Source organism: Lampropedia aestuarii (assembly GCF_004803635.1).
Classification (GTDB): Bacteria; Pseudomonadota; Gammaproteobacteria; order Burkholderiales; family Burkholderiaceae_C; genus Lampropedia; species Lampropedia aestuarii.
On sequence record NZ_SSWX01000009.1, the window covers coordinates 52,796 to 79,290 of the forward strand.

Sequence of the window (26,495 nt, forward strand, 5' to 3'; positions counted from 1 at the left end):
ATCAGCAGCCCGCATCAGGCAATGCGCCATTTCACCATGGCAAGGCATAAAATGGCGCCATGCTGAAAATCAAACAAGACTTGCTGAACGGTCTGGCCGCTGTGCTGGACCAGATCTCCCCTGGCGCTGGCGACAAAGCGGCATTTGAGCTGCCCCGCCAGCCAGAACATGGCGACTATGCCATCACGGCCGCCATGCAATTGGCCAAGCCCCTGAAACAAAATCCGCGCGCCCTGGGCGAGCAGATCAAGGCCGCGCTGCAAGCGCAGCCCGTCTACCAACAATGGGTGCAAGCCGTTGAAATTGCTGGCCCCGGCTTTTTGAACCTGCGTTTGACCCCCGCTGCCAAGCAAGAGCTGGTGCGCGAAGTGCTGGGCGCTGGCAAAGAGTTCGGCCTGCAGCCCCAGCGCGATGAGCGCGTGGTGGTCGAGTTTGTCTCGGCCAACCCAACCGGCCCGCTGCACGTTGGCCATGGCCGCCAAGCCGCGCTGGGCGATGCCATTTGCCACTTGCTGGGCTCGCAAGGCTGGCAAGTGCACCGCGAGTTCTACTACAACGACGCTGGTGTGCAAATCGACACCCTGACCAAAAGCACGCAGCTGCGTGCGCAAGGCGTCAAACCGGGCGATGCCGGCTGGCCAGAAGCCGCCTACAACGGCGACTACATCCAGGACATTGCCGACGATTTTCTGGCGAAGAAAACCGTCAAAGCCGATGACCGCGAGTTCACCGCCAATGGCGATGTGAATGACTACGACAACATCCGCCAGTTTGCCGTCGCCTACCTGCGCAACGAGCAAGACAAAGACCTGCAAGCCTTCAATCTGAAGTTTGACCAGTACTACCTGGAGTCCAGCCTGTATGAGAGCGGCCGCGTTGAGCAAACCGTGCAGCGCCTGATCGACCAGGGCCATACCTATGAGCAGGACGGCGCGCTGTGGCTCAAATCCACCGACTACGGCGACGACAAAGACCGCGTGATGCGCAAGTCCGAAGGCGGCTTCACCTATTTTGTGCCCGATGTGGCCTACCACATCGCCAAATGGGAGCGCGGCTACCACAAGGCCATCAATATCCAGGGCACCGACCACCACGGCACCATCGCCCGCGTGCGCGCTGGCTTGCAAGCGGCCGATGTCGGCATTCCGACCGGCTACCCCGACTACGTGCTGCACACCATGGTGCGCGTCGTGCGTGGCGGCGAAGAAGTCAAAATCAGCAAGCGCGCTGGCAGCTATGTGACCTTGCGCGACCTGATCGAGTGGACCAGCAAGGATGCGGTGCGTTTCTTCCTGCTCTCGCGCAAACCTGATACCGAATACACCTTCGACGTTGACCTGGCTGTGTCGCAAAATAACGACAATCCGGTCTATTACGTGCAATACGCCCATGCGCGCATCAACAAGATTTTGCGCGATTGGGGCGGCTCGCTGGAATCACTGAGCACCGTGGATTTGTCGGCACTGGATACCCCGGCAGCACAGGCCCTGCTGGTGAACCTGGCCAAATACCCGGACATGCTGACTGGCGCAGCGCGCGACTTTGCCCCACACGACGTGAGCTTCTACCTGCGCGACTTAGCTGCCAGTTACCACAGTTACTACGATGCCGAACGCATTCTGGTCGACAATGAAGCGGTTAAACTGGCCCGTCTGGCGCTGATTGCTGCGACCGCGCAAGTGTTGCGCAACGGTCTGGCAATGCTGGGCGTCTCTGCCCCTGAGCGCATGTAATCCTGAACGCAAGCTCCCACTAGCTATGGCAAAAAAAACCACCCGACGCAAGTCCGGATCCGAACAGCGCGGCGGCACGCTCGCCGGCATTCTGATTGGCCTGACCATTGGCGGCATCCTGGCCATTGGCGTGGCCTTGTATGTCTCGAAAATGCCGGTGCCCTTTCTGAATACCTCATCGAATCTGCGGCCATCGGCGCTTGATGCCACAGAGCAAGAGCGCAATAACGCGTGGAACCCCAATGCTGCACTGTCGGGCAACCGCTCGGGCACGCAAACCACCACGCAAACGCAACAGCGCCCATTAGGGCCAGACACGGCCTCACAAGACCAGTCGCCGCCGGTGATTCCTGAGCCGCCGTCGGAAGTCGTCGCGGTCGCGCCTGTGACCCCTGGCAGCACCGATCCGCTGGGTGAATTGGCCGCGCGCGTTGGCAACCGCCCTGGTGCTGCTGAGCCCACGGCCAGCACGCCGCCGACCTCTGCCGATCCCTACCAGTACTTTGTCCAGGCCGGCGCCTACCGCGCCCGCAGCGACGCCGACGCGCAACGCGCCCGTCTGGCAATGAACGGCTGGGATGCCAGCATCACCAGCCGTGACGCCCAAGGCCAAACGGTGTACCGCGTGCGGGTAGGCCCATTCAATAAGAGCGAGGATGCAGCCAATATCAAACGCCAGTTTGACCAACAAGGCTTTGACTCTGCAGTGGTGCGCCAAGCGCGTTAAGCAGCTCTCCACAGCCGGCCGTCAGCTTGCCGTGCCGTCTCTCCCAAAGCGCCATGTTGTACACAGCATGGCGCTTTTTTGATTGGGCAACAACTTGAGCAGGTTCTAAGAACCTGTTTAGGATCTTTTCGCAGACCGCGTTGAAGCCCAAAAGAATGCAATGCGCGGCAAAAACCGCAGTCGGGCTCTCAGCCCGGCGAGGATTTTTAACAAAGCAGTGCGCCTTTTGGGCTTCAACCCGAAGGGCAAGGCGCAAAAAAGCGCATTACTGCGTTGCCTGTTTTTTTGTGCCTTGCGCGACTGCGAAAAGATCCTAAACAGGTTCTAAAACACGAACAAGCCCGCATCGCGCAGCGCCGACCACAGCAACTGCATGCAGGCAACCGCCATGATGGTTTTAAAGCCAATCTCAAAGTAGCGCTCAGGCAAACGCTCGAGTAATTGGCTGCCGGCATACACGCCCACATACCCAGCGCCAATCATCAACACCAGCAAAAAAGCCCAGGCACCATAGGCAAAACCCAGGCCACCAAATAGCAGCACTTTCAAGCCGTGCTGCGCAACCATAGAGGCCGCTTGTGTGGCCACCAGCGCATGTTTTTGCAGCTTGCCAGCAGACAGCACAGCCGCCACCAAGGGCCCTGTAGCGCCCACAAACATACTGGCCAGCCCCGTCAAAAAGCCGCCGCCCACCAGCCAGCGGCGGCTGAACGTCGACAAGCGGTGTTTGCGGCCAAACACCGTCCACATAATGAATACAGCCAGCAGCATTTTCAGCAATGCATCGGGAATCGAAAACACCACAGCACCGCCTGTGAGCACGCCCAGCATAGAGCCCAGTGCAAACCACAGAAATAGGCTGCGCTCAATGTAGCGACGCTGGATCAACGAGCGGCTGATGTTGGAGCCCAATTGCACAATGCCATGCAAGGGCAGCACCGTGGCCATCGGCAAGCCCATGCTCAGGACGACCAGCATCAGCATGCCGCCCCCCAGGCCAAATGCCCCCGTCAGAGCCGAAGTGCAAAAACTGGTTAGCACCAAAATAACAAAGAACGTCGCACTGATATCTGGCGGCAGCCATTCAAACCCGCTCATGACTGTGCCGCGTCGCTGTGGTAATCGTTGTGGTGATCGTTGTGAGACATGTCCTGTCTCAGCGCTCTTAAACACAGGTCTGGGCCCACCAAGCGCGGCTCTAACCAGCGGTAACGCGGGGCTTGTGCGAGGCTGTCCAGTGGCTGTGGCAACGTGGCCATGCCACGGCCAAGACCCAGCATCGCAGGCGCCACATACAGCAGCCACTCATCCACCAAACCCGCTTGTAATAAACCGGCATTCAGGCTCGCGCCAGCCTCCACATGGATTTCATTGAGCGGCATGGCCGCCGACAACGCACCAATGGCTGCGTGCAGATCCAAACCAGACGCCGCTGAAGCTGCAGTGCTGGGCGTCAGCGCCACACGCAGCACCCGTGCGCCTTGGGCTTCGAGCGCCTGCTGCTTATTGCGCTGTGCTTGTGCCCAAGCAGCGTCATCGCCATCGGCCAGCGCCTGCGCGACTATCCATACTTGGCGACCTGGCACTTGCCAGAGCCTGGCATGCAGCGGCGTACGCAATTGGCTGTCGACAATCGCCAAATGCGGCTGGCGTTGTGGCAGGGCCGAATCGGGCGAGCGCCAATCACGCACATTGAGTTGCGGGTCATCGGCCAGCACCGTGCCAATGCCAGTCAGCACCACATCAGCGCGAGCGCGCCAACGCTGACCATCCGCACGCGCAGCCGGGCTGGTAATCCATTGGCTTTGGCCATCAGGCAAGGCGGTATACCCATCGATAGAGGCAGCCACTTTGGCGCGCAGCCAAGGCCGGCCAGTTTCCATGCGCTGTAAAAAGCCCAGATTCAATTGCCGCGCCTGCTCTGCACCATCGCCGACCTCCACTGCGATGCCTGCCGCTTGCAAGCGCGCCAAGCCTTGCCCTGCGACCTGGGGATTCGGGTCAGCCAGCGCTGCGACGACGCGGCCCAAGCCTGCTGCGACCAAGGCGTCACAACACGGCGGTGTGCGGCCATAGTGCGCGCAGGGCTCGAGCGTGACGTAAGCCGTAGCACCGGCAACGCTATGGCCTTGTGCTGCAGCATCACGCAGCGCCATCACCTCCGCGTGTGGACCACCAACGGGCTGGGTATGGCCTTCACCGAGCACACGCTGGCCATCTGCACTCACAATCACACAGCCCACGGCCGGATTGGGATTAGTGAAACCCACGGCACGCGCAGCCAGTGCCAAGGAACGTTGCATCCAATCGGATGGGGCAGAAGAGGACTGTACAAACATCGACACACGCGACTCCCTGTCTTAACCGCGGACACCCGCCATCGACCGGCCTTTGTTGGGCTGGACAGCCGCATACGGGCAAGTTGCCAGCACCTCGATGCCGCTCGCTCGGACCACGCCCAGGCCAGTCAATCTGTCATCCACTCGGGTGTGGCCCACGATGGCCTGCTTGTCGTTGACACGGCTGTGCATCATCTCGGCGACCAGGTTACCGCTGTGCGCCATGCATAAACCGCGGCCTTGTTGATTGCCGATGTGGGCGATAGGGAAAGACATCACAAACCTTAAAAGGGCCAACGCTTGCAGCACGATTCGGGCGCCAAGGGCATCCACTCAGCGTGTACAAGCGGCCATTGAAGAAGTTTGTAAGCATAGTGCAAACCTGCCCAACACGCAGCGCAGTGAGTACACCACGGGGCGCATACCGACCATTTGCTCAAATACCATAGGACTCTTAGAACGTGTTTACGATCTTAGAGCTTGATGGAGCCGTCTCTCTATCCTTGAGGACACATTAGCCCATCAGGCGAGCCGATAGCGCACGGCACCGTCTTCGTCCTCTGTCAATACGATTTCCCCACGCTGGTCGAGATAGTTCAGGTGGGCGAGCGTCTCTCCGGTCGCGAGGAAGAGGTGCATGTGCTCCGCAACCACAGACGTGCGGTACAAGGAGCGAACTAGATCGATGGTCCTCACAGGCTGCACAAGTTGTTGCCTCACACGCTCGGTGCCTTTCATAGCGCTCTCACGCAGTTGCTCCAACCGCAAGTGCAGGCCGTAAAAAGGCTCGTTGTGGGCGGGCAAAACCAGGGCGCTCTCAGGTACGCGTTGCTGCAATCGATCGATAGAGTCGAGCCAGCCCTGTAAAGGATTGGCATGCGGCTCGGTGGCATCCACGGAGGTATTGGAGCTGATCCTGGGAAGAACCTGATCTCCCGATATCAACAAATCCAGCTCGCGCGTGTAAAAACACGCGTGCTCGGGAGAATGCCCTGTGCCAACAATGACCTCCCATTCCTGATTCCCGATCCGCAACATCTGACCATCCGTGAGCCGCACAAAGCTGTCAGGCAAAGGATGAACCATTTTGCCAAAGTCACCAAACCGAGCGCGGTACTCATCGACTTCGGTGTCGCGCCAACCGGCTCTCTGGTAGAAGCGAACCCCATCAGCTGGCGCTTGCTGCCCTGCTTCGCTCAGCATGACCCTACCGCTTAAATACTCGTCTCGTGTCATCCACAGCGCACAATCGAAGCGGCGTGTCAGCCAGCCCGCCATGCCCACATGATCCGGGTGCATGTGCGTCGCCATGACGCGGGAAACAGGACGCCCAGCCAGCGGCCCCTGAGGCGCCAATAAGGCGAGCCACGCATTCATCACGTCCACGCTGCGAATGCCGGTGTCCACGACCGCCCAACCAGCACCGTCGCTCAATACCCAAAGGTTGATGTGGTCCAGGGAAAACGGCAGCGGCATGCGCAACCACAGCACACCTGGCTTGATTTCAATGGCTTGTTCAGGGAGCGGGAGATGGGCGAACGGATACGAAAGTGCCGGGGCTGCGTCGGTCATGGTGCTGGGTTTACATTCTGGCAATGCCGCTTCAATGGTGCACGGCCATCACTCTTATGCTGTGCGATATCTATTTGAGCTTAGGGTCAGCAACGACAAGTGGCAATGGCAAATGGCCTCAATAGGCTGACAAAAAACGCCTACTTTTTTAATGCCGCCTGCCACTGCGCTGCCGCGGGTGCAACTGCCTGAGAACCTCGCGCGAAACAGGCCATGGCCCCGGCTGCCATGCAGGCGCCGATCTCCTAGGTCAAGCTGCAATTACTCCAATGCCGCTATGCAAGAGCCTGCTTGGTGCGCGAGCGAGCACGGTAGGCCCCCGGCGCACTGCCGGTCCAGACCTTGAAGGCGCGTTGGAAGGCGGTGCTGTCAGAGAAGCCCAGGTCAGCGGCAATGGCGACGAGCGATGCGTCGCTGCTGGTCAGGCGTACGATCGCCACATCGCGCCGCAGTTGGTCCTTGAGCGCCTGGAAAGAAGTGCCCTCAGAGGCCAAGTGCCTCTGCAACGCGCTCACCGACATATGCAGGTGTTGCGCGGTGCTGGCCAGGTCAGGCCATTCGGGACTGGCCCGCTGCAGCACCATGCGGACCCGCGCGCTGGCGCTGCGCTCGTTCAGATACGGCCCCACCACATTGCCCGGCGTGGCTCGCAGGAAGGACTGCAGCACGTCCCGATCACGCCGCACCGGCTGCTTGAAGGCATCGGAGTCGAACCAAACCGCCGTGCGGGGCTGACCGAAGCACAGCGTGCCGGAAAAGATGCCTTGGTAGTTCTGTGCGTGAGGTGGCGGCGCAAAGCTGAAGTCGAAGCGCTGCGGCACCAGTCGGCCGCCGTGCAGCCATACCAACAGTCGCCAGAACACGCGCAGCAGGTGTGCATGCAGGAAATCGGCATACGCGTCCGAACCGCCACGCATATCGAGCGCGATACCTGACAGCGCGCCCTCAGTCACACGCAGCAAAGCCACGTCGTCCTGCAGCAGGGCAAAGGACTCAGCCAAACGGCGCAGGGCCAACTCCAATGAGTTGGCGCTGAACGCACTGCGCACCATCAGTGCGAAGCTGCCCGGGCGCAACGGACGTCCATGCAGATAGCCCAGGCACTCGTCGTTGAGGCTGTCCTTGACGGCAATGAGCAGCGTGTTGAACTGCTCCACGGTCACACGCGACTCCTCCAACTCCAGCAGCGATGCGCTGATGCCTGCGCGCCCCAGCACGTCTGCCAGCCATTCTGGCGTGGCCAACCCCTTGCCGCGAGCACCGTCCAACAGGCCGTGCACGGCAAAGATGGGAGCAGTGAAAACGGGTTGCCGCATGGCGTGTTATCGAAAGGGCCAACGCCGGCCGCATGGGCCGAAAGAAGTTATTTGTCAGTGGATTGAGACGATCTGCCATCGCCTTCGCAGGCACTGGATTCTGCGATTATCGCATCCCTAAAACACGCCGGCCGTAGTGCTATAGAGAGCATGTGGCGCAGGGTCACAGTCAGCGCATCGCGCTGCGACCTCAAGGCGCCACAGGCTGGCCGTGTCCAAGACCTGCTGGGCGGCTGCATGAAATACCAGGCCCCCCGGATAGCCCGCTTGTCTCCGCCGACGAGGGCATCTGCGCAGACGACATGGCTCTGACCAACCGAGTGGTCGATCCGGACGGAGCTATGTGCTGTGTGATTGGAGAAAGCAGTTTTTGCACCAGCGCCTGCAACTTGCTGCCTTCCAGAGCGGTCTGGCAATCTCATTGGGGTTGGAGGCGGATGAAATGGATGGGCTCCACGGCTTCGCTGGCAACAGTCCGCGCGCTCAGAACCCAACAGGGAGTTTTGCAGCCGCACCCCTGGCGAAGCACAAAAAGACCATTGCAAAAACAGCAGCAGTGCCTGCTCGCTATGCTGCCCAAACAGGCGATGCCAGCGATCGCTGGCATCGAAGGTCGCGCCCGCATCACGTCAGGCGGTTGTGCACAAGCCCGCCCCCCAGCAGGTCAAAACTCCTGCGCGCCCTTCATGCGCTCGATCACGCCATTGAGCACTTCCAGCGAGGCAAAGGGAATACGGATCTCGCCCGACTCCTGCACCTGGCCGTTTTTCTTTTTCACGCGTTTTTTGATTTGAATATCCACCTCGGCCATCAGCAGGTCCGAGAGAATTTCTTCAACGCGCTTGAGGTCGCCGCTTTTGCGGGTGCTGGCCTTTTTGCTGGGCTCTGCGCCCTTGCCTTGCGCAACGCGCTTGACCAGGCTCTCGGCTTCGCGCACGGTCATTTTCTTGGCGGCAATTTCATTGCCCGCGGCGATTTGCTCGGCCTTGCCCAGAGCCAGCAGCGCACGCGCATGGCCCATTTCAATGTCACCAGCCATCAGCATGGTTTGCATCGGCTCGGCCAGATTCAGCAAGCGCAGCAAATTGCTGGCTGCGCTGCGTGAGCGGCCCACGGCTTGCGCTGCTTGCTCGTGCGTGAGCTTGAATTCCTGCACCAGGCGGTGCAGGCCGCGCGCCTCTTCCAGTGGGTTGAGGTCTTCGCGCTGCATGTTCTCAATCAGCGCCATTGCAGCGGCAGTGTGGTTGTCCACCTCGCGCACAAGCACTGGTACCTGCGCTAAACCAGCCAGTTTGCTGGCCCGAAAACGCCGCTCACCCGCAATGATTTCATAGCGCCCAGCCTGCTCGCCGCTGTTGACTTTACGCACCAGCAGAGGCTGCATCACCCCCTGGTTTTTGATGCTTTCAGCCAGCTCGTACAGCGCGCCCTCGTCCATGTGGGTGCGGGGCTGGTATTGGCCTGGCACCAGCGCGTCTAAAGCCAGCTCAAGCGGTATGCCATGGGTTTTGGCAAAGGCCGAGTCGTCGCTGGCCACCTCACTGGCTTTAGGGCCTAACAAGGCCTCCAGACCGCGTCCCAGGCCTTTGGTTTTTTTGGCTGCTGTTGCCATAAACAATTACTCCCTTAATCGGTCGATGTCTGCGCGATAAGCCGCTGCAGCACCTGGTGTCCGGCAGCCCAGTCGCCCAGGCCGCTGTCACTGTTGATATGGCCCAAAGCGCCCAAGTCTTCGAACTGCGCGCCCCAGTGCATGGCCATGCTGTGCGCACGCGCCAGGCTACAAAACGGGTCGTTGGTGCTAGCCAGCACGACACTGGCAAAGGGCAGGCGCTGCAAAGCAATGGGCTGCCAGCTGGGCAGCAAATGGCGGTTGTGTTCAGTCTCTACATCGGGCGGCGCGACCAGCAAGGCCGCTTGCACGCGGTGGCCATGTTGGCTGTGGCTGGCCCAACGGGCCACCAGCTGACAGCCCAGGCTGTGGGCAACCAACACAATGGCTTGTGTCTCTGGCGTGGCCAGAATGGCCTCTTCAAGCTGGATATTCCAATCGCCGCTTTTGGGACGTTGCCAGTCGTGCTGTTCAACGCGCTGGTAGCCGTACAAAGCCTCCCAGCGGCTTTGCCAGTGGTCAGGGCCGGAGTTTTGCCAACCCGGCAAAACCAGGACCTGCAAAGCAGAGGCTGTGTGCATTGCAGCCCTCCTTCAATCAGTTGGATGCGGGTTTGACCAAGGCTGGCGCTGCGCCTGCCGCTTTGGGCTTTTTGGTCTTGTTTGGCAGCTTGCCGCCATTGCGCACGACCAGCTCTTCGGCAAACTCGATAAAGGCCTTGCTGCCTTTGGCATTCGGGTCATAGACCACACCGGGCAAGCCGTGGCTAGGCGCTTCGGCCAAGCGGACATTGCGCGGAATGATGCTGTCAAACACCTTGTCGCCAAAGTGCTGTCTGAGCTCTTCACTCACTTGCTGCTGCAAGGTCACACGGGCATCAAACATCACGCGCAAGATACCAATGATCTTCAAGTCACGGTTCAGGTTGGCATGCACTTGTTTGATGCTGTTGACCAGATCCGTCAATCCTTCAAGTGCGTAGTATTCGCACAGCATCGGCACGATCACACCCTTGGCCATGCACAGGCCATTGAGTGTCAACAGGCCTAAAGACGGCGGGCAGTCGATCAAGACAAAGTCAAACTGGTCTTGCACGGCTTCAAACGCATCGCGCAGGCGGTTTTCGCGGCGCTCCATTGAAACCAGCTCAATTTCGGCGCCGGCCAGATCGCGGTTCGAGCCAATCACCTGGAAGTTGGCAGCTGGGGAGGTTTGCATCGCCTGCTGGGCCGTACAGTTGCCCAGCAACACGTCGTAGACCGAATGCGGCAGTGCGCGCTTGTCGACTCCGCAGCCCATCGTGGCATTGCCTTGGGGGTCCAGATCAATCAACAAAACCCGCTGGCCAATCGCCGCCAAAGCGGCAGCCAGATTCACAGTTGTGGTTGTTTTCCCCACTCCACCTTTTTGGTTTGCTACACAGTAGATTTGCGCCATTTATTTTTTCATCCTGTATCGGTTTTCAACACTTGCGTGATGAACGGCTGATGATAGCCGCAATCATGGTAGCAGCCTGCTCAATTGTCAGACTTACGCATCCAAACAATGCAACGTTCTGCATCGACGCCCGGCACCTGCAACTGTTCCACGTGAAACACCTGCGCGCCACTGGGCAAAACCTGCATCTCATCCAGAGGATGTTTGCCTTTCATCGCCATCCACACGCCTTGGGGCTGTAGCAGCTTGTGCGTGAGTTGCACAAAGTCCAGCAGACTGGCGAAAGCACGCGATGTGATCAGGCTGTAGGGCTGCTGCAGGGATTCAACCCGTGCGTGCGTAGCCAACAAATTGCCCAGTTTCAGCTCCACACCTGCCTGACGCACAAAAGCCATTTTCTTGGCCACCGCATCGACACACTGGATATGCACTTGTGGACAACACACGGCCAACACAATACCAGGCAAGCCGCCGCCCGCGCCCACATCAAGCACCGTAGCGGGCAAGCCCTGCTCTTGCAGTTGATGCATCGCAGTCTGAAACGGCTGCACGACCGCCAGGCAGTCGAGCAAATGCAGGCGCAGCATTTCTTCAGGGTTGCGCACCGCAGTCAGGTTGTAGACCTTGTTCCACTTCTGCATCAATTCCAAATAATGCAGCAGTTGCTCTTGCTGGCGAGCCTCCAAGTTCAAGCCCAGTTGCTGCGCACCCTGCTCCAAAGCCTGCGCAATAGTTTCTGTGCTCTCCATTAGCTGTTCACCTCATCAGCTGGAGCGGCCCAGCGTTTGCCCATTTTCTTCAAATGGATCAGCAGCAGCGACACCGCCGCAGGCGTGATTCCAGATATGCGCGAAGCCTGGCCCAAAGTTTGCGGGCGGTGCTTAGTCAGTTTTTGACGCACTTCAAATGACAGGGCAGCCACCTGGTTGTAGTCCAGGTCTTCAGGCAGCAACAGGTTTTCAAAATGCAGCGATTTTTCGACCTCTTCTTTTTGACGGTCGATATAGCCGCTGTACTTGGCCACGATCTCGATCTGCTCAACCACCGGCTCGTACAAATCAGCCAATGTTTCACATGAAACAGCAGGGCTGGCAATTTGCACCTTGGCGTCAGCTTCGGCTTGCATGCCCATCAAGGCTTTGTAAGTCACCGCTGGACGGCGCAGCAAGTCAAACAGGTTGTATTCGTGCTCCATGGCTTTGCCCAGCACTCGCTCGCTCTCTTGTTTGGACACAGTGCGTGGCGTGACCCAGGTGGCTTTGAGGCGCGCAGCTTCTGCATCAATTGCATCACGCTTGCGGCAGAACGCATCCCAGCGGGCATCGTCCACCAAACCCAGGCGGCGACCAGATTCGGTCAAGCGCAAGTCGGCATTGTCCTCACGCAACTGCAAACGGAATTCGGCGCGGCTGGTGAACATGCGGTACGGCTCGGTCACGCCTTTGGTAATCAAGTCGTCGACCAGCACGCCCAGATAAGCTTCGTCGCGGCGTGGCAGCCAGGCTTCCTTGTCTTGTGCATGCAAGGCCGCATTCAAACCGGCAAACAGACCTTGGGCTGCCGCTTCTTCGTAGCCGGTCGTGCCATTGATTTGGCCAGCAAAAAACAGGCCTTGAATCTGGCGTGTTTCGAAACTGTTTTTCAGCGCACGAGGATCATAGTAGTCGTACTCGATCGCGTAACCGGGCCGAATGATATGGGCATTTTCCAGGCCAGGCATGGACCGCACCAATGCATACTGAACATCAAACGGCAGGCTGGTCGAGATGCCATTTGGGTAGACCTCGTGCGTGGTCAGGCCTTCTGGCTCCAGAAAAATTTGGTGGCTGTCTTTGTCGGCAAAGCGGTTGATCTTGTCTTCGACGCTAGGACAATAACGCGGGCCAACGCCTTCGATCTTGCCGGTGAACATCGGGCTGCGGTCAAAGCCACTGCGAATGATGTCGTGGGTTGTGGTATTGGTGTGCGTGATCCAGCAAGAGATTTGCCGCGGGTGCATTGCGCGGTTGCCCATGAAGCTGAACACTGGCAGATTGTCCGGATTGTCACCACCGGGCGTGCCATCACCAGGCTGCTCGGTGCATTTGCTGAAGTCGATGCTGCGGCCATCGAGGCGCGGCGGTGTGCCGGTTTTCAAACGGCCTTGCGGCAGTTGCAATTCTTTCAGACGTGCCGACAAAGACACGGCTGGTGGGTCCCCCGCCCTGCCCGCTTGGTAATTATTCAAGCCAACATGGATGCGTCCATCCAAAAACGTACCGGCTGTTAGCACCACGGTGCGTGATCTGAAACGAATACCGACCTGTGTCACGGCGCCCACAACCTTGTCGCCTTCGAGCATCAAGTCATCGACCGCTTGCTGGAACAGCCACAGGTTAGGCTGGTTCTCCAGCATGCGGCGCACGGCCGCCTTGTACAAGACACGATCTGCCTGCGCGCGCGTGGCACGCACCGCAGGACCTTTGCTGCTATTGAGCGTGCGGAACTGAATGCCACTCTCATCGGCAGCCAAGCCCATCGCGCCACCCAGTGCATCGACCTCCTTGACCAGATGGCCTTTGCCAATCCCACCAATCGATGGGTTGCAGCTCATCTGCCCCAGCGTTTCAATGTTGTGGGTGAGTAACAGTGTTTTGCTGCCCATGCGAGCAGCAGCCAAGGCCGCTTCAGTGCCTGCGTGGCCACCGCCAACAACAATGACATCAAACTCTTGGGGGTAGGTATAAGGGGATGCAGATTCAGACATAGTGAACGGCCCAGCTGGTTATGCGTTTAGCCCGTTTTTTGCAAAACCCCGATTTTACCGGAGAGCCATGTAACCAGTACACCCCCTCAAGAATGCTGTGGCTCGACTTGTTGTTTCACGTGAAACATGAGCGGCTTTTTAATGCGCTGGATCTTAGAGCCTGTTCAAAGTCTCCACGCTGACCGCGTTGGAGCCCAAAAGGAGACGATGCGCGGCAAAAACCGCAGTCGGGCTATCTGCCCGGCGAGGATTTTGAACAAGGCAGCGTGCCTTTTGGGCTCCAACGCGGTCAGCGTGGAGACTTTGAACAGGCTCTTATAACTTGTCCACACGCGCTGTTTATCCACACCGGCGGCTTATCCACAAGCGCGACTTATCCACAAACCATGTGGCCATTCCATGCCGTCAAACCAGCAAATGGTTGCCTGTGGATAAGCCATCATCGCCACCGCGCTGAAACAGGCTGGAGAAATCACAACAGGACTGCCCCAGCATCGCCAACGCCGCAATCAGGGCGCTGTACTTATGGCTCGATTGCAAGACGGCGTAGCGCATCGCGGGCAAGGGATCGGTGAGCGGAATTTCCTGCAAATAGCCTGAGCGAAAGAACTGCTCCAGACATTTGCGCGGCACATAGCCGACGCCTGCGCCGACATTGAGCAGGCCAATCAAAGCCAGCAGATTGCTGGTTTCCAACTCGGCCTTGCCTTGCAGGCCATAGAGCTGCATCCAGCGTGCGTAGTACGAGCCTGAGCCCGAGCGCTCGCCTTGCGTGATGCGGCGGTATTGCGCCAGCTCCAGTGGGTGCAGCGGCTTGGCCACACTCACCAGACCAGGCTTGGCGGCCCAGACATTGTCGACTGCACCCAGCGGGGTACTGAGCACGCCTGCGTCTGAAAACGCATCGGGCACAACGATCAAATCCAGCCGATCCTGCAGCAGCTCACGGTGCAGGTTCACGCTGGCATCCACGCAGGGAATCAATTCCAGCTTCGGGTAATGGCGCTCAATCAAGGTCACCCACTGCGACAACCAGGTCATAGCCGTCAGCTCCGTCACACCAATGCGCACGCGCCGCTGCACCACGTCCGAGTGCGCAAACTGCTCCATCGCTGCATCGCGCTGGGCCAATAACTGACCAGCCAAAGCCACCAGTTCCTGGCCTTTGTCGGTCAACACGGCGCTGCGGGCGGTGCGGTCAAACAGGCTGGTGTTGAGCTGCTCTTCGAGTTCACGCACGCGCCTGGAAATCGCCGATTGGGTCGTGTGCAAATGCTCGGCGGCCGCGCCAAAACCGCCCAGTTGGGCAATCCAGTACACCGCTTCCAGTTGTTTATAAGTCCACATTTTGGTGCATCTCGATTCGGGAAAGCCCTAGAAACATGCGATTTTACGAAGCATGCTGATCGATATTAATCGTTTTTTTTAATTGGTGCTTTTGCGCAGAATCGCCCTTTTCAACTCAGCCCCGATTCACCATGCACGATGCACCACACGCCCTGCTTGCACAATTTGCGCCCATTGTGACGCCACACATCAGCGACAATCTGCAACGCATGTCCGGCATTGTGGGCTTGCAACGCTTTCACCGCAGCAAAAAGCTGCTGGGCACGGCCCTCACGGTCAAATGCCGCCCCGGTGACAACCTGTTTATCTACAAGGCCCTGACCGAGCTGCAGCCAGGCCAGGTGCTGGTGATTGATGGCGCGGGTGACACCGCCAATGCGCTGGTCGGTGAGCTGATCATGCTGTATGCCCAAGCGCATGGCTGCGCGGGTTTTGTCATCGACGGCGCGATCCGCGATAGCCAGGCCTTTTATGACGCCGACTTCCCCTGCTACGCCCGCTCGGTGATCCACCGGGGCCCATACAAGCTCGGCCCCGGCGTCTTGCATGCGCCAGTCACCGTCGGTGGTCAGGTCATTCAGTCGGGCGATTTCGTCGTTGGCGATGAAGACGGCGTGGTGAGTTTCTCGCCTGCCGAGGCCGCCAGTTTGCTGGCCGCGATTGAGAAAACCCAACACAAGGAACAAGGCATCAAGGACGAGATTGCCACCGGCCAGCGCCAGCAGGCCTGGCTGACGGCCGTCTTGCAAAGCGCCGGCATTTAAAGGCCTTGAAGCACACACAGCAGGCCGCATCAACGTGGCCACTGTGTGCCCTACGCAATCACTCAATAACACCAGACTGGAGACACACCATGGCTTTCTCATTCACCCTGCGCCCATTGCTCGGCCTCTGCGCCGCGATGGCCCTGAGCTGCGCAACAATTGGCAGCGCCCATGCCGATGCGGGCAACTTCCCGAACAAACCCATCAAAATCACCGTGCCCTGGGCGCCGGGCGGTGCCACTGATGTCATCGCGCGTTTGATTGGCCAGCGCATGTCTGAGGAACTGGGCCAGCCGGTGGTGGTCGACAACAAGCCCGGCGCTGGCGGCAATATCGGCACGGGCTCGTTCACCCGCGAAAAAGCCGATGGCTACAGCCTGCTGATGGCCACCAGCAGCACCAACGCGATCAATCCCAATCTGTACAAAACCCTGCCCTTCAAACCCGTGCAGGACTTTGCGCCGATCACGCAAGTGGCCAGCGTGCCCAATATTCTGGTGGTGGCCAAGGACTCGCCTTTCAACTCGGTCGCCGACATTGTCGCAGCCGCCAAAGCGCAACCCGGTAACCTGTCCTACGGCTCGGCGGGCAATGGCTCATCCCAGCATTTGGCGGGCTCGATGTTTCTCAAAGCCACCGAAGTCGAGATCACCCATGTGCCCTACCGCGGCTCAGGCCCGGCAGCGGCAGATTTGATTGCGGGCCATCTGGATCTGATGCTGGACACCGGCTCCATGCCGCATGTCAAAAGCGGCTCTTTAAAAGCCCTGGCCGTGGCCGCTGCTGAGCGCCTGCCCAGCCTGCCCGATGTGCCGACGTTTGAAGAGCTGGGCTATCCTGACTTTGAAACGGCCGCCTGGTACGGCATCGTCGCCCCGGCAGGCACACCGCCCGAAGTGCAAGAGAAGCTGAACGCTGCCATCAACCATTCCTTGCAAGATGCGCAGATCAAAAGCCGATTGGAGGATTTTGGCGCGGTGGTCTCGGGCGGCAGCATCACAGCGTTCCAGGCTTTCTTTGTCAGCGAGATCGATCGCTTTGCGATTTTGGTGAAAAACTCAGGCGCTCGCGTTGAATAGGACCGTAACCCACTCTTTCCCACGGGCATCCACATCCTTGTGAACTATTGTTTCACGTGGAACAACAGGCTTAAACGGGTGTTTGCGACTGGCGCGCAAACACCCGTTTTTTCTCCAGGACTTGCTGCTGGTAGGCGCGTGGCGCACAACCGGTCCAGCGCTTGAAAGCCCTGGCAAATACGCGCTCCGATTCATAGCCAGCCTGCTCGGCAATCACGGCCAGTGGCAAATGCAATTCGGTCTCCAACTGCTCGGCAGCTTGGGCCATCCGGTAGTGTGCCAAATACGCAATCGGCGCAATCCCCACCAGCTCCTTGAAACGCTCGGCAAAGCGTGAGCGCGACATGCCCGCGGCCGAAGCCAGCGATTGCACCGTCCAGGCCTGCCTGGGCGCGCGGTGCATCAAGGCCAGCGCTTTGGCGACTTGCAGATCAGCCATGCCGCGCCACCAGCCTTGTGCCCCGGCCGTCTCCGCCGAGAAAAACTGGCTCAGCAGATGGGCCAGAATCAACTCGCCCATGCGTGCGGCCTCCAAGCGCCAGCCAGGCGGCAGCAGCATGCTGTGCTCCACCAGGGCCGCAAAGCCCGGCTGCCAGCTCGCCAGCAGCCGCGACTGCTTGGCCGGCACATGCAAGAGCGGCGGCAACAGCGCCAACACGTTGTGCCGTGCCTGGGCATTGACCCACAGCAGGCTCGAATGCATATGTGTCAAAGCGCCCGCGCCGCCGTGCTGAAAGTACAGCGGAAATGCATCGAGAAGACCCTTGGCATGCCGCGCAATCATCTCGGTAAAAGAAGTCGCAGGCAGCCCCGGTGCCGAGGCCATGGTGTGCGCGGCACCAGTGGGCAACAGCACCCAATCGCCGGGCTCCACCCAGCAGGGCGTAGCGCCCTGCACTTCCAGCCAGTAGGGCTTGCCTTGGGCAATGCGAATCATCGCGCCCGGCACGCCACTGGACGACAAGGCCCAGGGGCCGCGCAGCAAAAACTTGGCCGTGACCGCATCTTGGATGCGGCAAGACGCCAGTACCTCGCTTAAAGAGTCCATACCAATGCCTGCTGTTGAGCCATGAATTGATGCCGGGGATGCTGCCCTCACCACGCCTTTTGAAACATTGTGATGAGCATTCAAGGGTGTTTGTTTCACTCATAAAACTATGGAGATTTCCCCTAGGGACCCCGGGACGATGGGTGCCATTTTAGAGACGATGGGCGCTTTTCAGACCAGCATTCCCACACGAAACTGGCCGCTCTTTCACCAATAACGGCCAACTACAAGCCGATTGCAAGCAGCGCTCGGGCAGGCCCATTGATTCACGTTTATTTCATCTCCAACACCAATCAACAGCAGTTTTCATTTATGCAAGCAACACCATTGAAGATCGGCATCGTTGGCGGCGGCGTGGGCGGCCTGGCGGCGGCCAATGCCCTGCACCAAGCCGGCCACCACGTCAGCGTTTTTGAACAAAGCCAACAATTCATGCGCGTAGGCGCAGACATCAACCTCACGCCCAATGCCGTGCGCGCGCTCGATGGCCTGGGCAGCGCGGTGGCCGAGCAAACCCGCGCCTCGGCCGCGCGGCCCACCCACCGCATCAGCCGCATCTGGGACAGTGGCGAAGAGACCTCTCGCCTGGCCATGGGTGATGAAGCCGAGCGCCTCTACGGCGCGCCACAGTTGACGATTCACCGTGCCGACTTGCTGGCCGCCTTCGCCGATGCCTTTCCACAGGACCAGGTCTATTTTTCCAAACGCGCGCACAGCATCAGCGAAGATGCGCAAGGCGTGCACATTACATTCACTGATGGCGAAGTGTTCAAAGGCCTCGATGTGCTGGTCGGTGCCGATGGCATCCACTCGGTCGTGCGCAGCGCCTTGTTTGGCCAGGAGTCGCCGCGCTTTACCGGTGTTGTGGCGTTTCGCACCGTCGTGCCCACCGAGCGCGTCAAAGACATTCCCAATATTGCCGCCTTCACCAAATGGTGGGGCCCGAACCCGCAAAGCCAGATCGTCACCTTTCCGCTGAACCAGGGCCGCGATACCTTTATTTTTGCCACCACCGCGCAAGAGTCTTGGCACGAAGAATCCTGGACCAGCGCAGGCAGCGTTGACGAGCTGCGCGGCTTCTACACCGACTTCCACGAAGATGCCCGCAACCTGCTGGACGCCTGCGACAGCGTGCTCAAAACCGCGCTGTATGAACGCGACCCGATGCCGCAATGGTCCAAGGGCCGCGTAACCTTGTTGGGCGATGCCTGCCACCCGATGCTGCCATTCATGGCGCAAGGGGCAGGCCAGGCAATTGAAGATGCGGTCGTGCTGGCGCGCAACCTCCATGGCATTAGCCGCGAGCAAGTGCCTCAAGCCCTGATGCGCTACCAAAGCATGCGCCAGGAACGCACCAGCACGATCCAGCTGGGCTCGCGCGGCAATGCCTGGCTCAAAGACGGCGGCAACGCCGATTGGGTTTATGGCTATGACGCCTGGAAGGTGCCGCTGCCTGCCTAAAACCCGCGCAGGCTCTTATCTCCCGGCCCTGCTGCCTAGCACTGCCATGCGCTGCAGCCAGGGCAGCACGCATTCCCACAACAAAGGAGACACACCATGACTGGCCTTTTCTCTGCTTCATTCAAGACAGGTTTTGCCCGTAGTTGGCTGGCTCGCGGCGCTGGCCTGCTGCTCGCAAGCTGCCTGGCTGCCTCCGCCGCTCAGGCTCAAGCCAATAACAACTGGCCACAACGCCCAATCAATCTGGTGGTGGGCTATCCGGCTGGTGGCACCGTCGACATCCTGGGGCGTTTGTACGCCGACAAACTCGCTGCTCTGCTCAAACAACCCGTGGTGGTGAACAACCGTGCAGGCGCCAGCGGCACGATTGGTGCGCAGTTTGTCGCCCGCGCCAATCCCGATGGCTACACCATTCTGTTCGCCCCAAGTACCTTTGCGATTGCGCCCTTGTTGGTGGGCGGCGCCAGCTCCCCTGATGTCAACGCCGACTTCACACCCATTGCCAAAGTGGGCAGCACGCCGCTGCTGATGCTCACGGGCGCGCAATCGGGTATCAGCAGTGTGGCCAACCTGGTTGAGCAAGCCAAAAACGGCAAGCAATTCAACTACGCCAGCCCCGGTGCAGGCTCACCGATGCACATGACCGGCGAAGTCTTTAACCGCCAGGCCGGCATCAAGATGCTGCATATTCCTTACCGTGGCATTGCGCCATCGCTGACCGATACGATTGGTGGCCATATTCCGATCGTCTTTTCAACCCACGGCTCAGTGCTGCCCTATATGAGCGACAACTCGCTGATTGCGCTGGCCAGCACCAGCAAAACGCGCTCGCCTTTATTGCCCCATGTGCCAACCCTGGCCGAGCAAGGTTATCCAGAGATCGACATCACCGCCTGGTGGGCCGTATTGGGCCCCAAAGGCCTGGATCCGTCGATCGTAAACATCCTGCAAACCGCCTTCACGGAAATCCTGAATCAGCCCGATGTGCTGGAGCAATTGCAGACCATGGCGATCACGCCCGAGCTGCAAGACGGCACGCAACTGGCCCAGACCATCCGGGCTGAAAACCAGTATTTTGGCGAGCTGATCAAGACACTGGATTTGAAGGTCGAATAAAGGCCCAGGCGGCCACATCAGGCCCCTTGGAATAGCCTAATTGCCGCCCTGACCTGCGGCGTTTTTTATAGCGTTTTTGGCCGCGCTGCAGTGCCCTGAGCAATGCTGCTTATAGGCGATTTCTGGTTCCCCGGTAAAAACACGGCATTGGCGTTTCTGACTATAGTGGGGAGGTTTTTTAAACCATCCCAATTGAGGTTGTATGAAGCTCTACTACAGTCCCGGTGCTTGCTCTTTGTCTCCCCATATTGTGTTGCAAGAGGCAGGCCTCGCACATGAGCTGGTTTTTGCCAGCACCAAAACACACAAACTCCAAGACGGCACCGATTTCTACACCATCAACCCACTGGGTTATGTGCCCGTGCTGGAGCTCGACGATGGCCGCCGTTTGACCGAAGGCCCCGCGATTGTTCAATACATTGCCGACCTAGTGCCTGACAAACAATTGGTTCCAGCCGCTGGCAGCTATGAGCGCGCACTCGTGCAAAGCCGTTTGAACTTTATCGGCACAGAACTGCACAAAAATTTTGGACCGCTGTTCACCCCTTCAAGCAGTGAAGAAGTCAAAACCGCAGCCAAAGACAAACTCATGAACCGCTTCCAGTTCATCGAAGGCTTGCTGGCCAAAGATGAATACATCGCCAACAACCAGTTCAGCGTTGCCGATGCCTATTTGTTTGTTGCGGCATCCTGGGCGAAATACGTTGGTGTTGGCCTGAGCGCGTTTACGCAATTGCAAGCCTTTTCTGCACGCATTGGCGCTCGCCCTGCCGTGCAGGCCGCTTTGAAAGCAGAAGGTCTGCTGAAATAAATTGGCAAGCGCATACCAGCAGCCTCGAAAAATGCTGCACACCCCTCGTTGCTTGAATGGGTGCGGTATGTGAATGCGTCGCAAGGCATCTTTTTTGTCCATAGCCAAGGCTATGGACAAAAAAGGGCTTGCGCAACTGATCGCCTGATACCGTATTCAAACCGCAACAAGGCATTTTCCCCGCCTCCCCAAACAACGGCACAAGCGGCGAGTGCGTCCACTCCAAATACCGCGCCAGACATGATCCCAATGGACTTGCCCCCATTGTTATCCCCATTGTTATCCACAGCTTTGGGCAGCGCAAAAACAGCCCTATTGAGCCCACTATGCATACCACTGGGCTGCGCCTGTTCTGCATGTCGCCCACCACACCATGATGGCACTGCTGCCGCGCACAGGCTAGCCCAAGGCCACATGCCCTGGTGCCGGTTTTGATGGGACTGAAATCCCTACAGCCAATGGCCATTCCCAACCAGTTTTTGAAAACAGGCACTCACCAGAGCAATGACGCCTGAGGTGGCGGCATTGAAAGCCTCGCCTGTCTACCGTGAGAAGTGACCGCAGCTCAAGCCTAGCCATCGGTGCAGGCGAGATGGGCATTATTTGATGGCGTTCTCATGCAGCCCGCAGCTTATCCACAAAGCTCTTGGCGCATGAGAAAAAGCGCAACAGACGGTGCCGTCCACAGCACGGATCGGCCAGGCAATGACCAAGCTGCGTCAACAAGTTATCAACAGGCCGGCAAGCAAGCCACATCGATGTCGAAATGGCGGCTATTGGCGGTACTTGGGCTGAAGTCTCAGCGTGGCCGCAACCCAAACCAATGCCATCGTTTATGGCCACTTTTTAGCTCGACCCAAAACCTGGTTGAGCACTGTGTGAGCAAGCAAGCGTCCAGCTTGCTTGTGCTTGCTCTTTCTGTGGAAAAACTTGAATCAACGGCAACTTCCGTAGCCAAACAACGCCAGAACAAGCTGTGGATAAGTCTTGGGATCGGGGCTGCACGGTTTGGGGATGATCGGTCCAATTAGGGCCTCAGTCCAAGTTATCCCCAATTCAGGGTATCGAAGACCCCCTATTGCTGCACATGGTTTGAATTTTCTTAAATGCATGTTTTTATTCACTAAAAACAAGTTATCCACAGAGTCCAGGGCCCTTTACTACTACGATTACTTCTTTTTTATACAAAAGCATAGCAGTCGTAGTTGCTGTTGCGGATATTTTTAAAAATCGGCATCTACACAATCCGTCAGCAACATCTGTGGCCGCATACAGCATCCGCTTGTACTTACTTATCCACAACAACAAAAAGCTCACCATACGAGCACCGCCGATGGGACCCCAAACACCACAGTTGAAAAACACAAAAAAATGGCTATTTTTCAAAGGCTTAAACACCATAATCAACGCCAGAATTGGCTTGCAATGGCTGAGAAAAAGTACCAATGACGCGGTATCAGCTGCATAAAACGCCGTTTTTGCCTGTTTTTTGTGCATTTTTTCTGCGCCATGCCGATTGCCAAGTCCATTTATTGCGATGGATGCGCCCTAGAACTGCGCTGATCAGCATCTTTGGCGTCGCCAATCGCGTAAAAATGCCCGCCTGCGATGTAGTGCAAGCTGCGCCATTGCGGATCAGCGCTCTCAAAATGCCAATGTCCATCAGAAAAAATCCGTGTATCGGCCCACGCGGCGACCACTTCACCAATAAAAAGGTCGAATTTTTCCTGATTACCTGGCTCTTCAAGTACCCGGCAGGCGAGCCAAGCTGAACAACCAGTCACAAAAGGCAAATCCAGATCGGGCATTTCAAATAATTGGACGCCACTGCGAATTAATTTGTCTGGTTCTGTGGACAAACTATGGTGGCCCAACTGGTGGGTCATCTCCAATTGCGCCACAGTCGGAACTTGAATCACAAACCAGCCACTGTGCTCGACCAATTGGCGTGTGAAAGTCATTTTGTCCAAAACTACCGTCAGTTTTGGCGGCAAAAAGTCCAATACACAAGCCCAAGATGCAGACATAACGTTATCCACACCCAGGTGACGCGCAGAAACCAATACCGTTGGACCATGATTGAGCAATCGGTAGGCTTTATCAAGCGGCACAGCAGCCAGATGTGGGTTGATTTCAGAATACATAGGATTTGAAAACTTCAAAATGAGCCCATCCAAAGCAGAAACAGCACCCCAAAAGCGAGAATTCGCAACAAACTGTGGATAAGTCTTGGGACGGGACTGGCATGGTTTGGGGATGAGTCGCTGCTCCGTCAGCATGCACTAAGTTATCCCCAAATTGGTACTCGGAACCAGGGCCCTGCTCGCACAGGCTTGTAATTAGACTAAGGTTTTGATTTAAATCAGGAAAAACAAGTTATCCACAGAATGAGGCAGCCTTTACTACTACCATTATTTCTTTTTTATTCAAAAAAAGTAAGCATAGTGAGTCCTCGGGCAATCGAAACAAGCATGTTTTGCGCAAGATTCAAATGCCAGGTTGTGCAGTTCGCAAACCATGCAATTGCTGAGCCAAGCACGATTGGGCAAAGCGCAAGCCGCAATTCGATTCGATACATACTCTAGCGAATCAACGACAACCGACCGTTAGTTATCAGACAACTGCTTGTCGCAACTGCAAGGCGACGGCATGACAAAGGCAAGCGCTGGCTGCATCCGCAGTGGATAAGTTGTTTTTTCTTCCAGCACGCATCCGCCACTCATAAAAAATTTTGATGAGTGACGGATAGGTGGTTGGCTGCGGTGGGCAGCGGCTTGATTGGCCAGCGCTCAGGCAAAGGCGTTATGCCAATTGCGCCTTTGCTTTCAAAGCGACGGCATTGCAAATACGGACATGGCGCTTGTCGACCGCAATCAAACCTTGGTCTACCAATTTGCCAAAGGCACGGCTGACAGTTTCCAGTTGCAAACCCAAACAACTGCCAATGTCCTGACGTGACATGCACAACACCAGCTCTTGCGAAGAGAAGCCTCTGACGGCCATGCGCTCGGTCAGGTGGAGTAAAAAGGCCGCCAAACGCTCTTCTGCACGCATACCGCCTAACAACAGCAATAAGCTGCGTTCCTGGACGATTTCAGCACTCATGATGCGTTGCAAATGCCGTGCAAGCGCAGGGATCTGCTCTGACAGGTCCTGCAGTTGCTGCACTGGCATCACGCACACCTGGGCATCTTCTAGTGCAATGGCATCGCTGCAGTACTGGCCGCTGACAAAACCATCCAAACCCAGTAGATCACCTGCTATCTGAAAACCAAACACTTGCTCATGGCCTTGGGCGCTGCGCATGCAGGTTTTGAAAGCGCCAGTGCGAATTGCAAACAAGGCCTCAAACGGCATGCCGCTATGAAACAGGCTTTGACCACGCGCAACCCGGCGTTTGCCTTGCACCAAGTGGTCGACCAAGGCCATTTGCTCGTTATCAAGCTCTGCAGGCATACATAGCTGGCGCAAATTGCATGCAGAGCAGGCAATCGGATGCTGGGTATCGCGGACGCTCATCGGAGACTTTGCAGGGCGTGGAACATGAGGGCCATTATCTGGCCGAGACCAAGCGACTGTAAACAAGCACTTGTGCCTGCCCATTGGGCCATCAATGCCAGTCAACTTGATCTAGATCAAGGCGCGCATGGCCAGCCAGGTGCACACTGGCTGCAATACAACCACTAACCAGGCCGATACGCCGTTTTAGGAGCCTGATCATCATCTCCGCAATGTGTTGGTTGTGCCTTGCCCTTCGGATTGAAGCCAAAAGCCGCACTGCTTTGCTAAAAATCCTTGCCGGGCAGATAGCCCGACTGCGGTTTAGGCCGTGCATTGCTGCCATTGGGGCTTCAATGCGGCTGCGGGGAGATGTGTGAACCGGCTCTAAGCGCCGTATGCGGCCTGGATGACTATGACCCTTGCCCTGACCCCTCAAAACGCCCATACAGCCTCTGTACGGGCATTTAAAGCCCCTGGCGCGTCGATTGCAGACGCAGCGCTGCTTGAGCGCTTTAATATCGCTGGGCCGCGTTATACGTCCTACCCTACCGCAGACCGTTTTGTCGAGGCATTTGGCCCGCAGGATCTGCAAGCGGCTTACGCCCAACGGCGTGCAATACCGGGCTTGGCCAATCGGCCGGTCTCGATTTACCTGCATGTGCCTTTTTGTGAAGCGCTGTGTTATTACTGCGCCTGCAATAAGATCATCACCAAGCACAAGGAGCGCGCTGCGCCCTATTTGGCCGATGTCGCGCGTGAGATTGATGTGGTCATGCAGCAATTGGCTCCGACCGAGGGAGCGGCTAGCACCGCGGTGGCTAGCGTGTCTCAGCTGCACTTAGGCGGTGGCTCCCCAACCTTTTTAAGCGATGCTGAATTGGCCGATCTGATGGCCTTGTTGCGCCGCAGTTTTGTCTTTGCTGAGCCAGCCGAGTTATCGATTGAAGTCGATCCGCGCACCGTCACGCCTGCGCGTTTGCAGCATCTGCGCAGCCTGGGCTTTAATCGACTGAGTTTTGGTGTTCAGGACTTTGATGCGGCTGTGCAGCAAGCGGTGCACCGCGAGCAGTCCACCGGACAGGTGTTTGCACTGGTGCAAGCGGCCAGGCAGTTGCAGTTTGAGTCAATCAATGTGGATTTGATCTATGGCTTGCCAGGTCAGAGTCAGGCCTCGTTTGCGCAAACGCTGCAAACGTTGGTGGCCTTGCAGCCCGATCGTGTGGCCCTGTATGCGTATGCGCACCTGCCTACGCGCTTCAAACCCCAGCGGCGCATTGACAGCCAGCAACTGCCCTCAGGCGCTGAGAAAGTGGCCTTGCAGGCACTGGCGCTGCGCAGCATGCATGAGGCCGGCTACGTGGACATTGGCATGGACCATTTTGCGCTGCCCACAGACAGTCTGGCCGTTGCCAAGCGCAAAGGCTTGTTGCACCGTAACTTTCAAGGCTATAGCACCCAGCCCGAGACCGATCTGATTGGCCTGGGCGTGTCCTCGATCAGCAAGATTGGCGCGACATACAGCCAAAACGCCAAAGACTTGGAGAGCTACCGCGCCGCATTAGACCAAGGACAATTGCCGGTGGTGCGCGGCCTGGCCTTGAGCCGCGATGACCTGATTCGGCGCGAAGCCATCATGGCTTTGATGTGCCAGGGGGTGTTAGAGGTGCCCGCGTTTGCACAGCAATGGTTGCTGGATTTCTCCAGCTACTTTGCGCCCGAGCTGGTGCAGCTGCAAGACTATGCAGCGCAGGGTTTGGTCGAGCTGAGTGAACAGCGCATCGCTGTCACGCCCAAAGGTTGGACCTTTGTGCGCGCGATTGCGATGGTGTTTGACCGTTATCTGCAAGAAGCGCAGCGCCGTGCGCAGTTCTCGAAAATTCTTTAAA

General features: G+C 57.8%; 23 protein-coding genes. 8 read left to right on the forward strand and 15 right to left on the reverse strand.

Features of this window, described 5'->3' with window-relative positions:
• Positions 1-59 precede the first annotated feature (59 nt).
• Both argS and E8K88_RS08400 read left to right on the forward strand, forming a co-directional pair.
• A complete protein-coding gene (argS, locus tag E8K88_RS08395; protein WP_136406214.1) occupies positions 60-1,733 on the forward strand; it encodes an arginine--tRNA ligase in 1,674 nt (557 codons plus the stop codon).
• A gap of 25 nt (positions 1,734-1,758) precedes the next feature.
• Complete coding sequence (locus tag E8K88_RS08400) at positions 1,759-2,460, forward strand: SPOR domain-containing protein (protein WP_136406215.1); 702 nt, start codon at positions 1,759-1,761, stop codon at positions 2,458-2,460.
• 324 nt (positions 2,461-2,784) lie between these two features.
• Here E8K88_RS08400 and E8K88_RS08405 read toward each other — a convergent pair whose 3' ends face one another.
• From E8K88_RS08405 to E8K88_RS08455, 11 genes are all read right to left on the reverse strand, one after another.
• Positions 2,785-3,558, reverse strand: a complete 774-nt coding sequence (locus tag E8K88_RS08405; protein WP_136406216.1) for a sulfite exporter TauE/SafE family protein — start codon at positions 3,556-3,558, stop codon at positions 2,785-2,787.
• Complete coding sequence (gene ribD, locus E8K88_RS08410; RefSeq protein WP_240754424.1) at positions 3,555-4,799, reverse strand: bifunctional diaminohydroxyphosphoribosylaminopyrimidine deaminase/5-amino-6-(5-phosphoribosylamino)uracil reductase RibD; 1,245 nt, start codon at positions 4,797-4,799, stop codon at positions 3,555-3,557. The genes E8K88_RS08405 and ribD overlap by 4 nt, the downstream gene beginning before the upstream one ends.
• Positions 4,800-4,820: 21 nt before the next feature.
• A complete protein-coding gene (locus E8K88_RS08415; RefSeq protein WP_136406217.1) occupies positions 4,821-5,075 on the reverse strand; it encodes a hypothetical protein in 255 nt (84 codons plus the stop codon).
• 246 nt (positions 5,076-5,321) lie between these two features.
• Positions 5,322-6,371 carry an MBL fold metallo-hydrolase gene (locus tag E8K88_RS08420; protein WP_168797283.1) on the reverse strand — a complete coding sequence of 350 codons (1,050 nt, stop codon included), beginning with the start codon at positions 6,369-6,371 and terminating at the stop codon, positions 5,322-5,324.
• Positions 6,372-6,646: 275 nt separating this feature from the next.
• On the reverse strand, positions 6,647-7,687 hold the full coding sequence (locus tag E8K88_RS08425) for an AraC family transcriptional regulator (protein ID WP_136406218.1): 1,041 nt from the start codon (positions 7,685-7,687) through the stop codon (positions 6,647-6,649).
• 664 nt (positions 7,688-8,351) lie between these two features.
• Positions 8,352-9,299: a ParB/RepB/Spo0J family partition protein gene (locus E8K88_RS08430; protein ID WP_136406219.1), complete on the reverse strand. Its 948-nt coding sequence runs from the start codon at positions 9,297-9,299 to the stop codon at positions 8,352-8,354.
• Between the two features lie 14 nt (positions 9,300-9,313).
• Positions 9,314-9,880 carry an RBBP9/YdeN family alpha/beta hydrolase gene (locus E8K88_RS08435; protein ID WP_136406220.1) on the reverse strand — a complete coding sequence of 189 codons (567 nt, stop codon included), beginning with the start codon at positions 9,878-9,880 and terminating at the stop codon, positions 9,314-9,316.
• Between the two features lie 16 nt (positions 9,881-9,896).
• A complete protein-coding gene (locus E8K88_RS08440; protein ID WP_136406221.1) occupies positions 9,897-10,736 on the reverse strand; it encodes a ParA family protein in 840 nt (279 codons plus the stop codon).
• Between the two features lie 80 nt (positions 10,737-10,816).
• Complete coding sequence (rsmG, locus tag E8K88_RS08445; protein ID WP_136406222.1) at positions 10,817-11,485, reverse strand: 16S rRNA (guanine(527)-N(7))-methyltransferase RsmG; 669 nt, start codon at positions 11,483-11,485, stop codon at positions 10,817-10,819.
• Positions 11,485-13,482 (reverse strand): tRNA uridine-5-carboxymethylaminomethyl(34) synthesis enzyme MnmG, encoded by a 1,998-nt coding sequence (gene mnmG, locus E8K88_RS08450; RefSeq protein ID WP_136406223.1) that lies wholly within the window; start codon positions 13,480-13,482, stop codon positions 11,485-11,487. Before mnmG ends, rsmG begins: the two co-directional genes overlap by 1 nt.
• A gap of 405 nt (positions 13,483-13,887) precedes the next feature.
• Positions 13,888-14,829 carry a LysR family transcriptional regulator gene (locus E8K88_RS08455; RefSeq protein ID WP_136406224.1) on the reverse strand — a complete coding sequence of 314 codons (942 nt, stop codon included), beginning with the start codon at positions 14,827-14,829 and terminating at the stop codon, positions 13,888-13,890.
• Positions 14,830-14,960: 131 nt separating this feature from the next.
• Between E8K88_RS08455 and E8K88_RS08460 the strand changes: the two genes are divergently transcribed.
• On the forward strand, positions 14,961-15,593 hold the full coding sequence (locus E8K88_RS08460) for an RraA family protein (RefSeq protein ID WP_136406225.1): 633 nt from the start codon (positions 14,961-14,963) through the stop codon (positions 15,591-15,593).
• 89 nt (positions 15,594-15,682) lie between these two features.
• Positions 15,683-16,672, forward strand: coding sequence for a Bug family tripartite tricarboxylate transporter substrate binding protein (locus E8K88_RS08465; protein ID WP_240754414.1), 990 nt, complete (start codon positions 15,683-15,685; stop codon positions 16,670-16,672).
• Positions 16,673-16,742: 70 nt separating this feature from the next.
• Here E8K88_RS08465 and E8K88_RS08470 read toward each other — a convergent pair whose 3' ends face one another.
• On the reverse strand, positions 16,743-17,720 hold the full coding sequence (locus E8K88_RS08470; protein ID WP_136406226.1) for an AraC family transcriptional regulator: 978 nt from the start codon (positions 17,718-17,720) through the stop codon (positions 16,743-16,745).
• Between the two features lie 312 nt (positions 17,721-18,032).
• Here E8K88_RS08470 and E8K88_RS08475 point away from each other — a divergent pair, with 312 nt between their 5' ends.
• From E8K88_RS08475 to gstA, 3 genes are all read left to right on the forward strand, one after another.
• Positions 18,033-19,181, forward strand: a complete 1,149-nt coding sequence (locus E8K88_RS08475) for an FAD-dependent monooxygenase (protein WP_136406227.1) — start codon at positions 18,033-18,035, stop codon at positions 19,179-19,181.
• Positions 19,182-19,277: 96 nt separating this feature from the next.
• Positions 19,278-20,297: a Bug family tripartite tricarboxylate transporter substrate binding protein gene (locus tag E8K88_RS08480; RefSeq protein ID WP_136406228.1), complete on the forward strand. Its 1,020-nt coding sequence runs from the start codon at positions 19,278-19,280 to the stop codon at positions 20,295-20,297.
• Between the two features lie 202 nt (positions 20,298-20,499).
• Positions 20,500-21,108 carry a glutathione transferase GstA gene (gene gstA, locus E8K88_RS08485; protein WP_136406229.1) on the forward strand — a complete coding sequence of 203 codons (609 nt, stop codon included), beginning with the start codon at positions 20,500-20,502 and terminating at the stop codon, positions 21,106-21,108.
• 1,134 nt (positions 21,109-22,242) lie between these two features.
• Here gstA and E8K88_RS08490 read toward each other — a convergent pair.
• The 3 genes from E8K88_RS08490 to E8K88_RS08500 form a co-directional block, all read right to left on the reverse strand.
• Positions 22,243-22,605: a hypothetical protein gene (locus tag E8K88_RS08490; RefSeq protein ID WP_136406230.1), complete on the reverse strand. Its 363-nt coding sequence runs from the start codon at positions 22,603-22,605 to the stop codon at positions 22,243-22,245.
• Between the two features lie 32 nt (positions 22,606-22,637).
• Positions 22,638-23,252, reverse strand: coding sequence for a flavin reductase family protein (locus tag E8K88_RS08495; protein WP_420813566.1), 615 nt, complete (start codon positions 23,250-23,252; stop codon positions 22,638-22,640).
• 658 nt (positions 23,253-23,910) lie between these two features.
• Complete coding sequence (locus tag E8K88_RS08500) at positions 23,911-24,564, reverse strand: helix-turn-helix domain-containing protein (protein WP_240754415.1); 654 nt, start codon at positions 24,562-24,564, stop codon at positions 23,911-23,913.
• Between the two features lie 457 nt (positions 24,565-25,021).
• Between E8K88_RS08500 and hemN the strand changes: the two genes are divergently transcribed.
• The gene (gene hemN / locus E8K88_RS08505; protein WP_136406310.1) at positions 25,022-26,494 is read left to right on the forward strand and encodes an oxygen-independent coproporphyrinogen III oxidase; all 1,473 of its coding nucleotides are present in this window, start codon (positions 25,022-25,024) and stop codon (positions 26,492-26,494) included.
• Position 26,495: the final 1 nt, after the last annotated feature.

Coding starts and splice junctions, on each gene's coding strand:
- E8K88_RS08455 (WP_136406224.1), bottom strand. CDS start 14,829: ATGTGGACTTATAAACAACTGGAAGCGGTGTACTGGATTGCCCAACTG.
- E8K88_RS08480 (WP_136406228.1), top strand. CDS start 19,278: ATGACTGGCCTTTTCTCTGCTTCATTCAAGACAGGTTTTGCCCGTAGT.
- E8K88_RS08465 (WP_240754414.1), top strand. CDS start 15,683: ATGGCTTTCTCATTCACCCTGCGCCCATTGCTCGGCCTCTGCGCCGCG.
- rsmG (WP_136406222.1), bottom strand. CDS start 11,485: ATGGAGAGCACAGAAACTATTGCGCAGGCTTTGGAGCAGGGTGCGCAG.
- hemN (WP_136406310.1), top strand. CDS start 25,022: ATGACCCTTGCCCTGACCCCTCAAAACGCCCATACAGCCTCTGTACGG.
- E8K88_RS08400 (WP_136406215.1), top strand. CDS start 1,759: ATGGCAAAAAAAACCACCCGACGCAAGTCCGGATCCGAACAGCGCGGC.
- E8K88_RS08415 (WP_136406217.1), bottom strand. CDS start 5,075: ATGTCTTTCCCTATCGCCCACATCGGCAATCAACAAGGCCGCGGTTTA.
- argS (WP_136406214.1), top strand. CDS start 60: ATGCTGAAAATCAAACAAGACTTGCTGAACGGTCTGGCCGCTGTGCTG.
- gstA (WP_136406229.1), top strand. CDS start 20,500: ATGAAGCTCTACTACAGTCCCGGTGCTTGCTCTTTGTCTCCCCATATT.
- mnmG (WP_136406223.1), bottom strand. CDS start 13,482: ATGTCTGAATCTGCATCCCCTTATACCTACCCCCAAGAGTTTGATGTC.
- E8K88_RS08425 (WP_136406218.1), bottom strand. CDS start 7,687: ATGCGGCAACCCGTTTTCACTGCTCCCATCTTTGCCGTGCACGGCCTG.
- E8K88_RS08420 (WP_168797283.1), bottom strand. CDS start 6,371: ATGACCGACGCAGCCCCGGCACTTTCGTATCCGTTCGCCCATCTCCCG.
- E8K88_RS08495 (WP_420813566.1), bottom strand. CDS start 23,252: ATGTATTCTGAAATCAACCCACATCTGGCTGCTGTGCCGCTTGATAAA.
- E8K88_RS08470 (WP_136406226.1), bottom strand. CDS start 17,720: ATGGACTCTTTAAGCGAGGTACTGGCGTCTTGCCGCATCCAAGATGCG.
- E8K88_RS08405 (WP_136406216.1), bottom strand. CDS start 3,558: ATGAGCGGGTTTGAATGGCTGCCGCCAGATATCAGTGCGACGTTCTTT.
- E8K88_RS08435 (WP_136406220.1), bottom strand. CDS start 9,880: ATGCACACAGCCTCTGCTTTGCAGGTCCTGGTTTTGCCGGGTTGGCAA.
- E8K88_RS08440 (WP_136406221.1), bottom strand. CDS start 10,736: ATGGCGCAAATCTACTGTGTAGCAAACCAAAAAGGTGGAGTGGGGAAA.
- E8K88_RS08460 (WP_136406225.1), top strand. CDS start 14,961: ATGCACGATGCACCACACGCCCTGCTTGCACAATTTGCGCCCATTGTG.
- E8K88_RS08490 (WP_136406230.1), bottom strand. CDS start 22,605: ATGCACAAAAAACAGGCAAAAACGGCGTTTTATGCAGCTGATACCGCG.
- E8K88_RS08475 (WP_136406227.1), top strand. CDS start 18,033: ATGCAAGCAACACCATTGAAGATCGGCATCGTTGGCGGCGGCGTGGGC.
- ribD (WP_240754424.1), bottom strand. CDS start 4,799: ATGTTTGTACAGTCCTCTTCTGCCCCATCCGATTGGATGCAACGTTCC.
- E8K88_RS08500 (WP_240754415.1), bottom strand. CDS start 24,564: ATGCCTGCAGAGCTTGATAACGAGCAAATGGCCTTGGTCGACCACTTG.
- E8K88_RS08430 (WP_136406219.1), bottom strand. CDS start 9,299: ATGGCAACAGCAGCCAAAAAAACCAAAGGCCTGGGACGCGGTCTGGAG.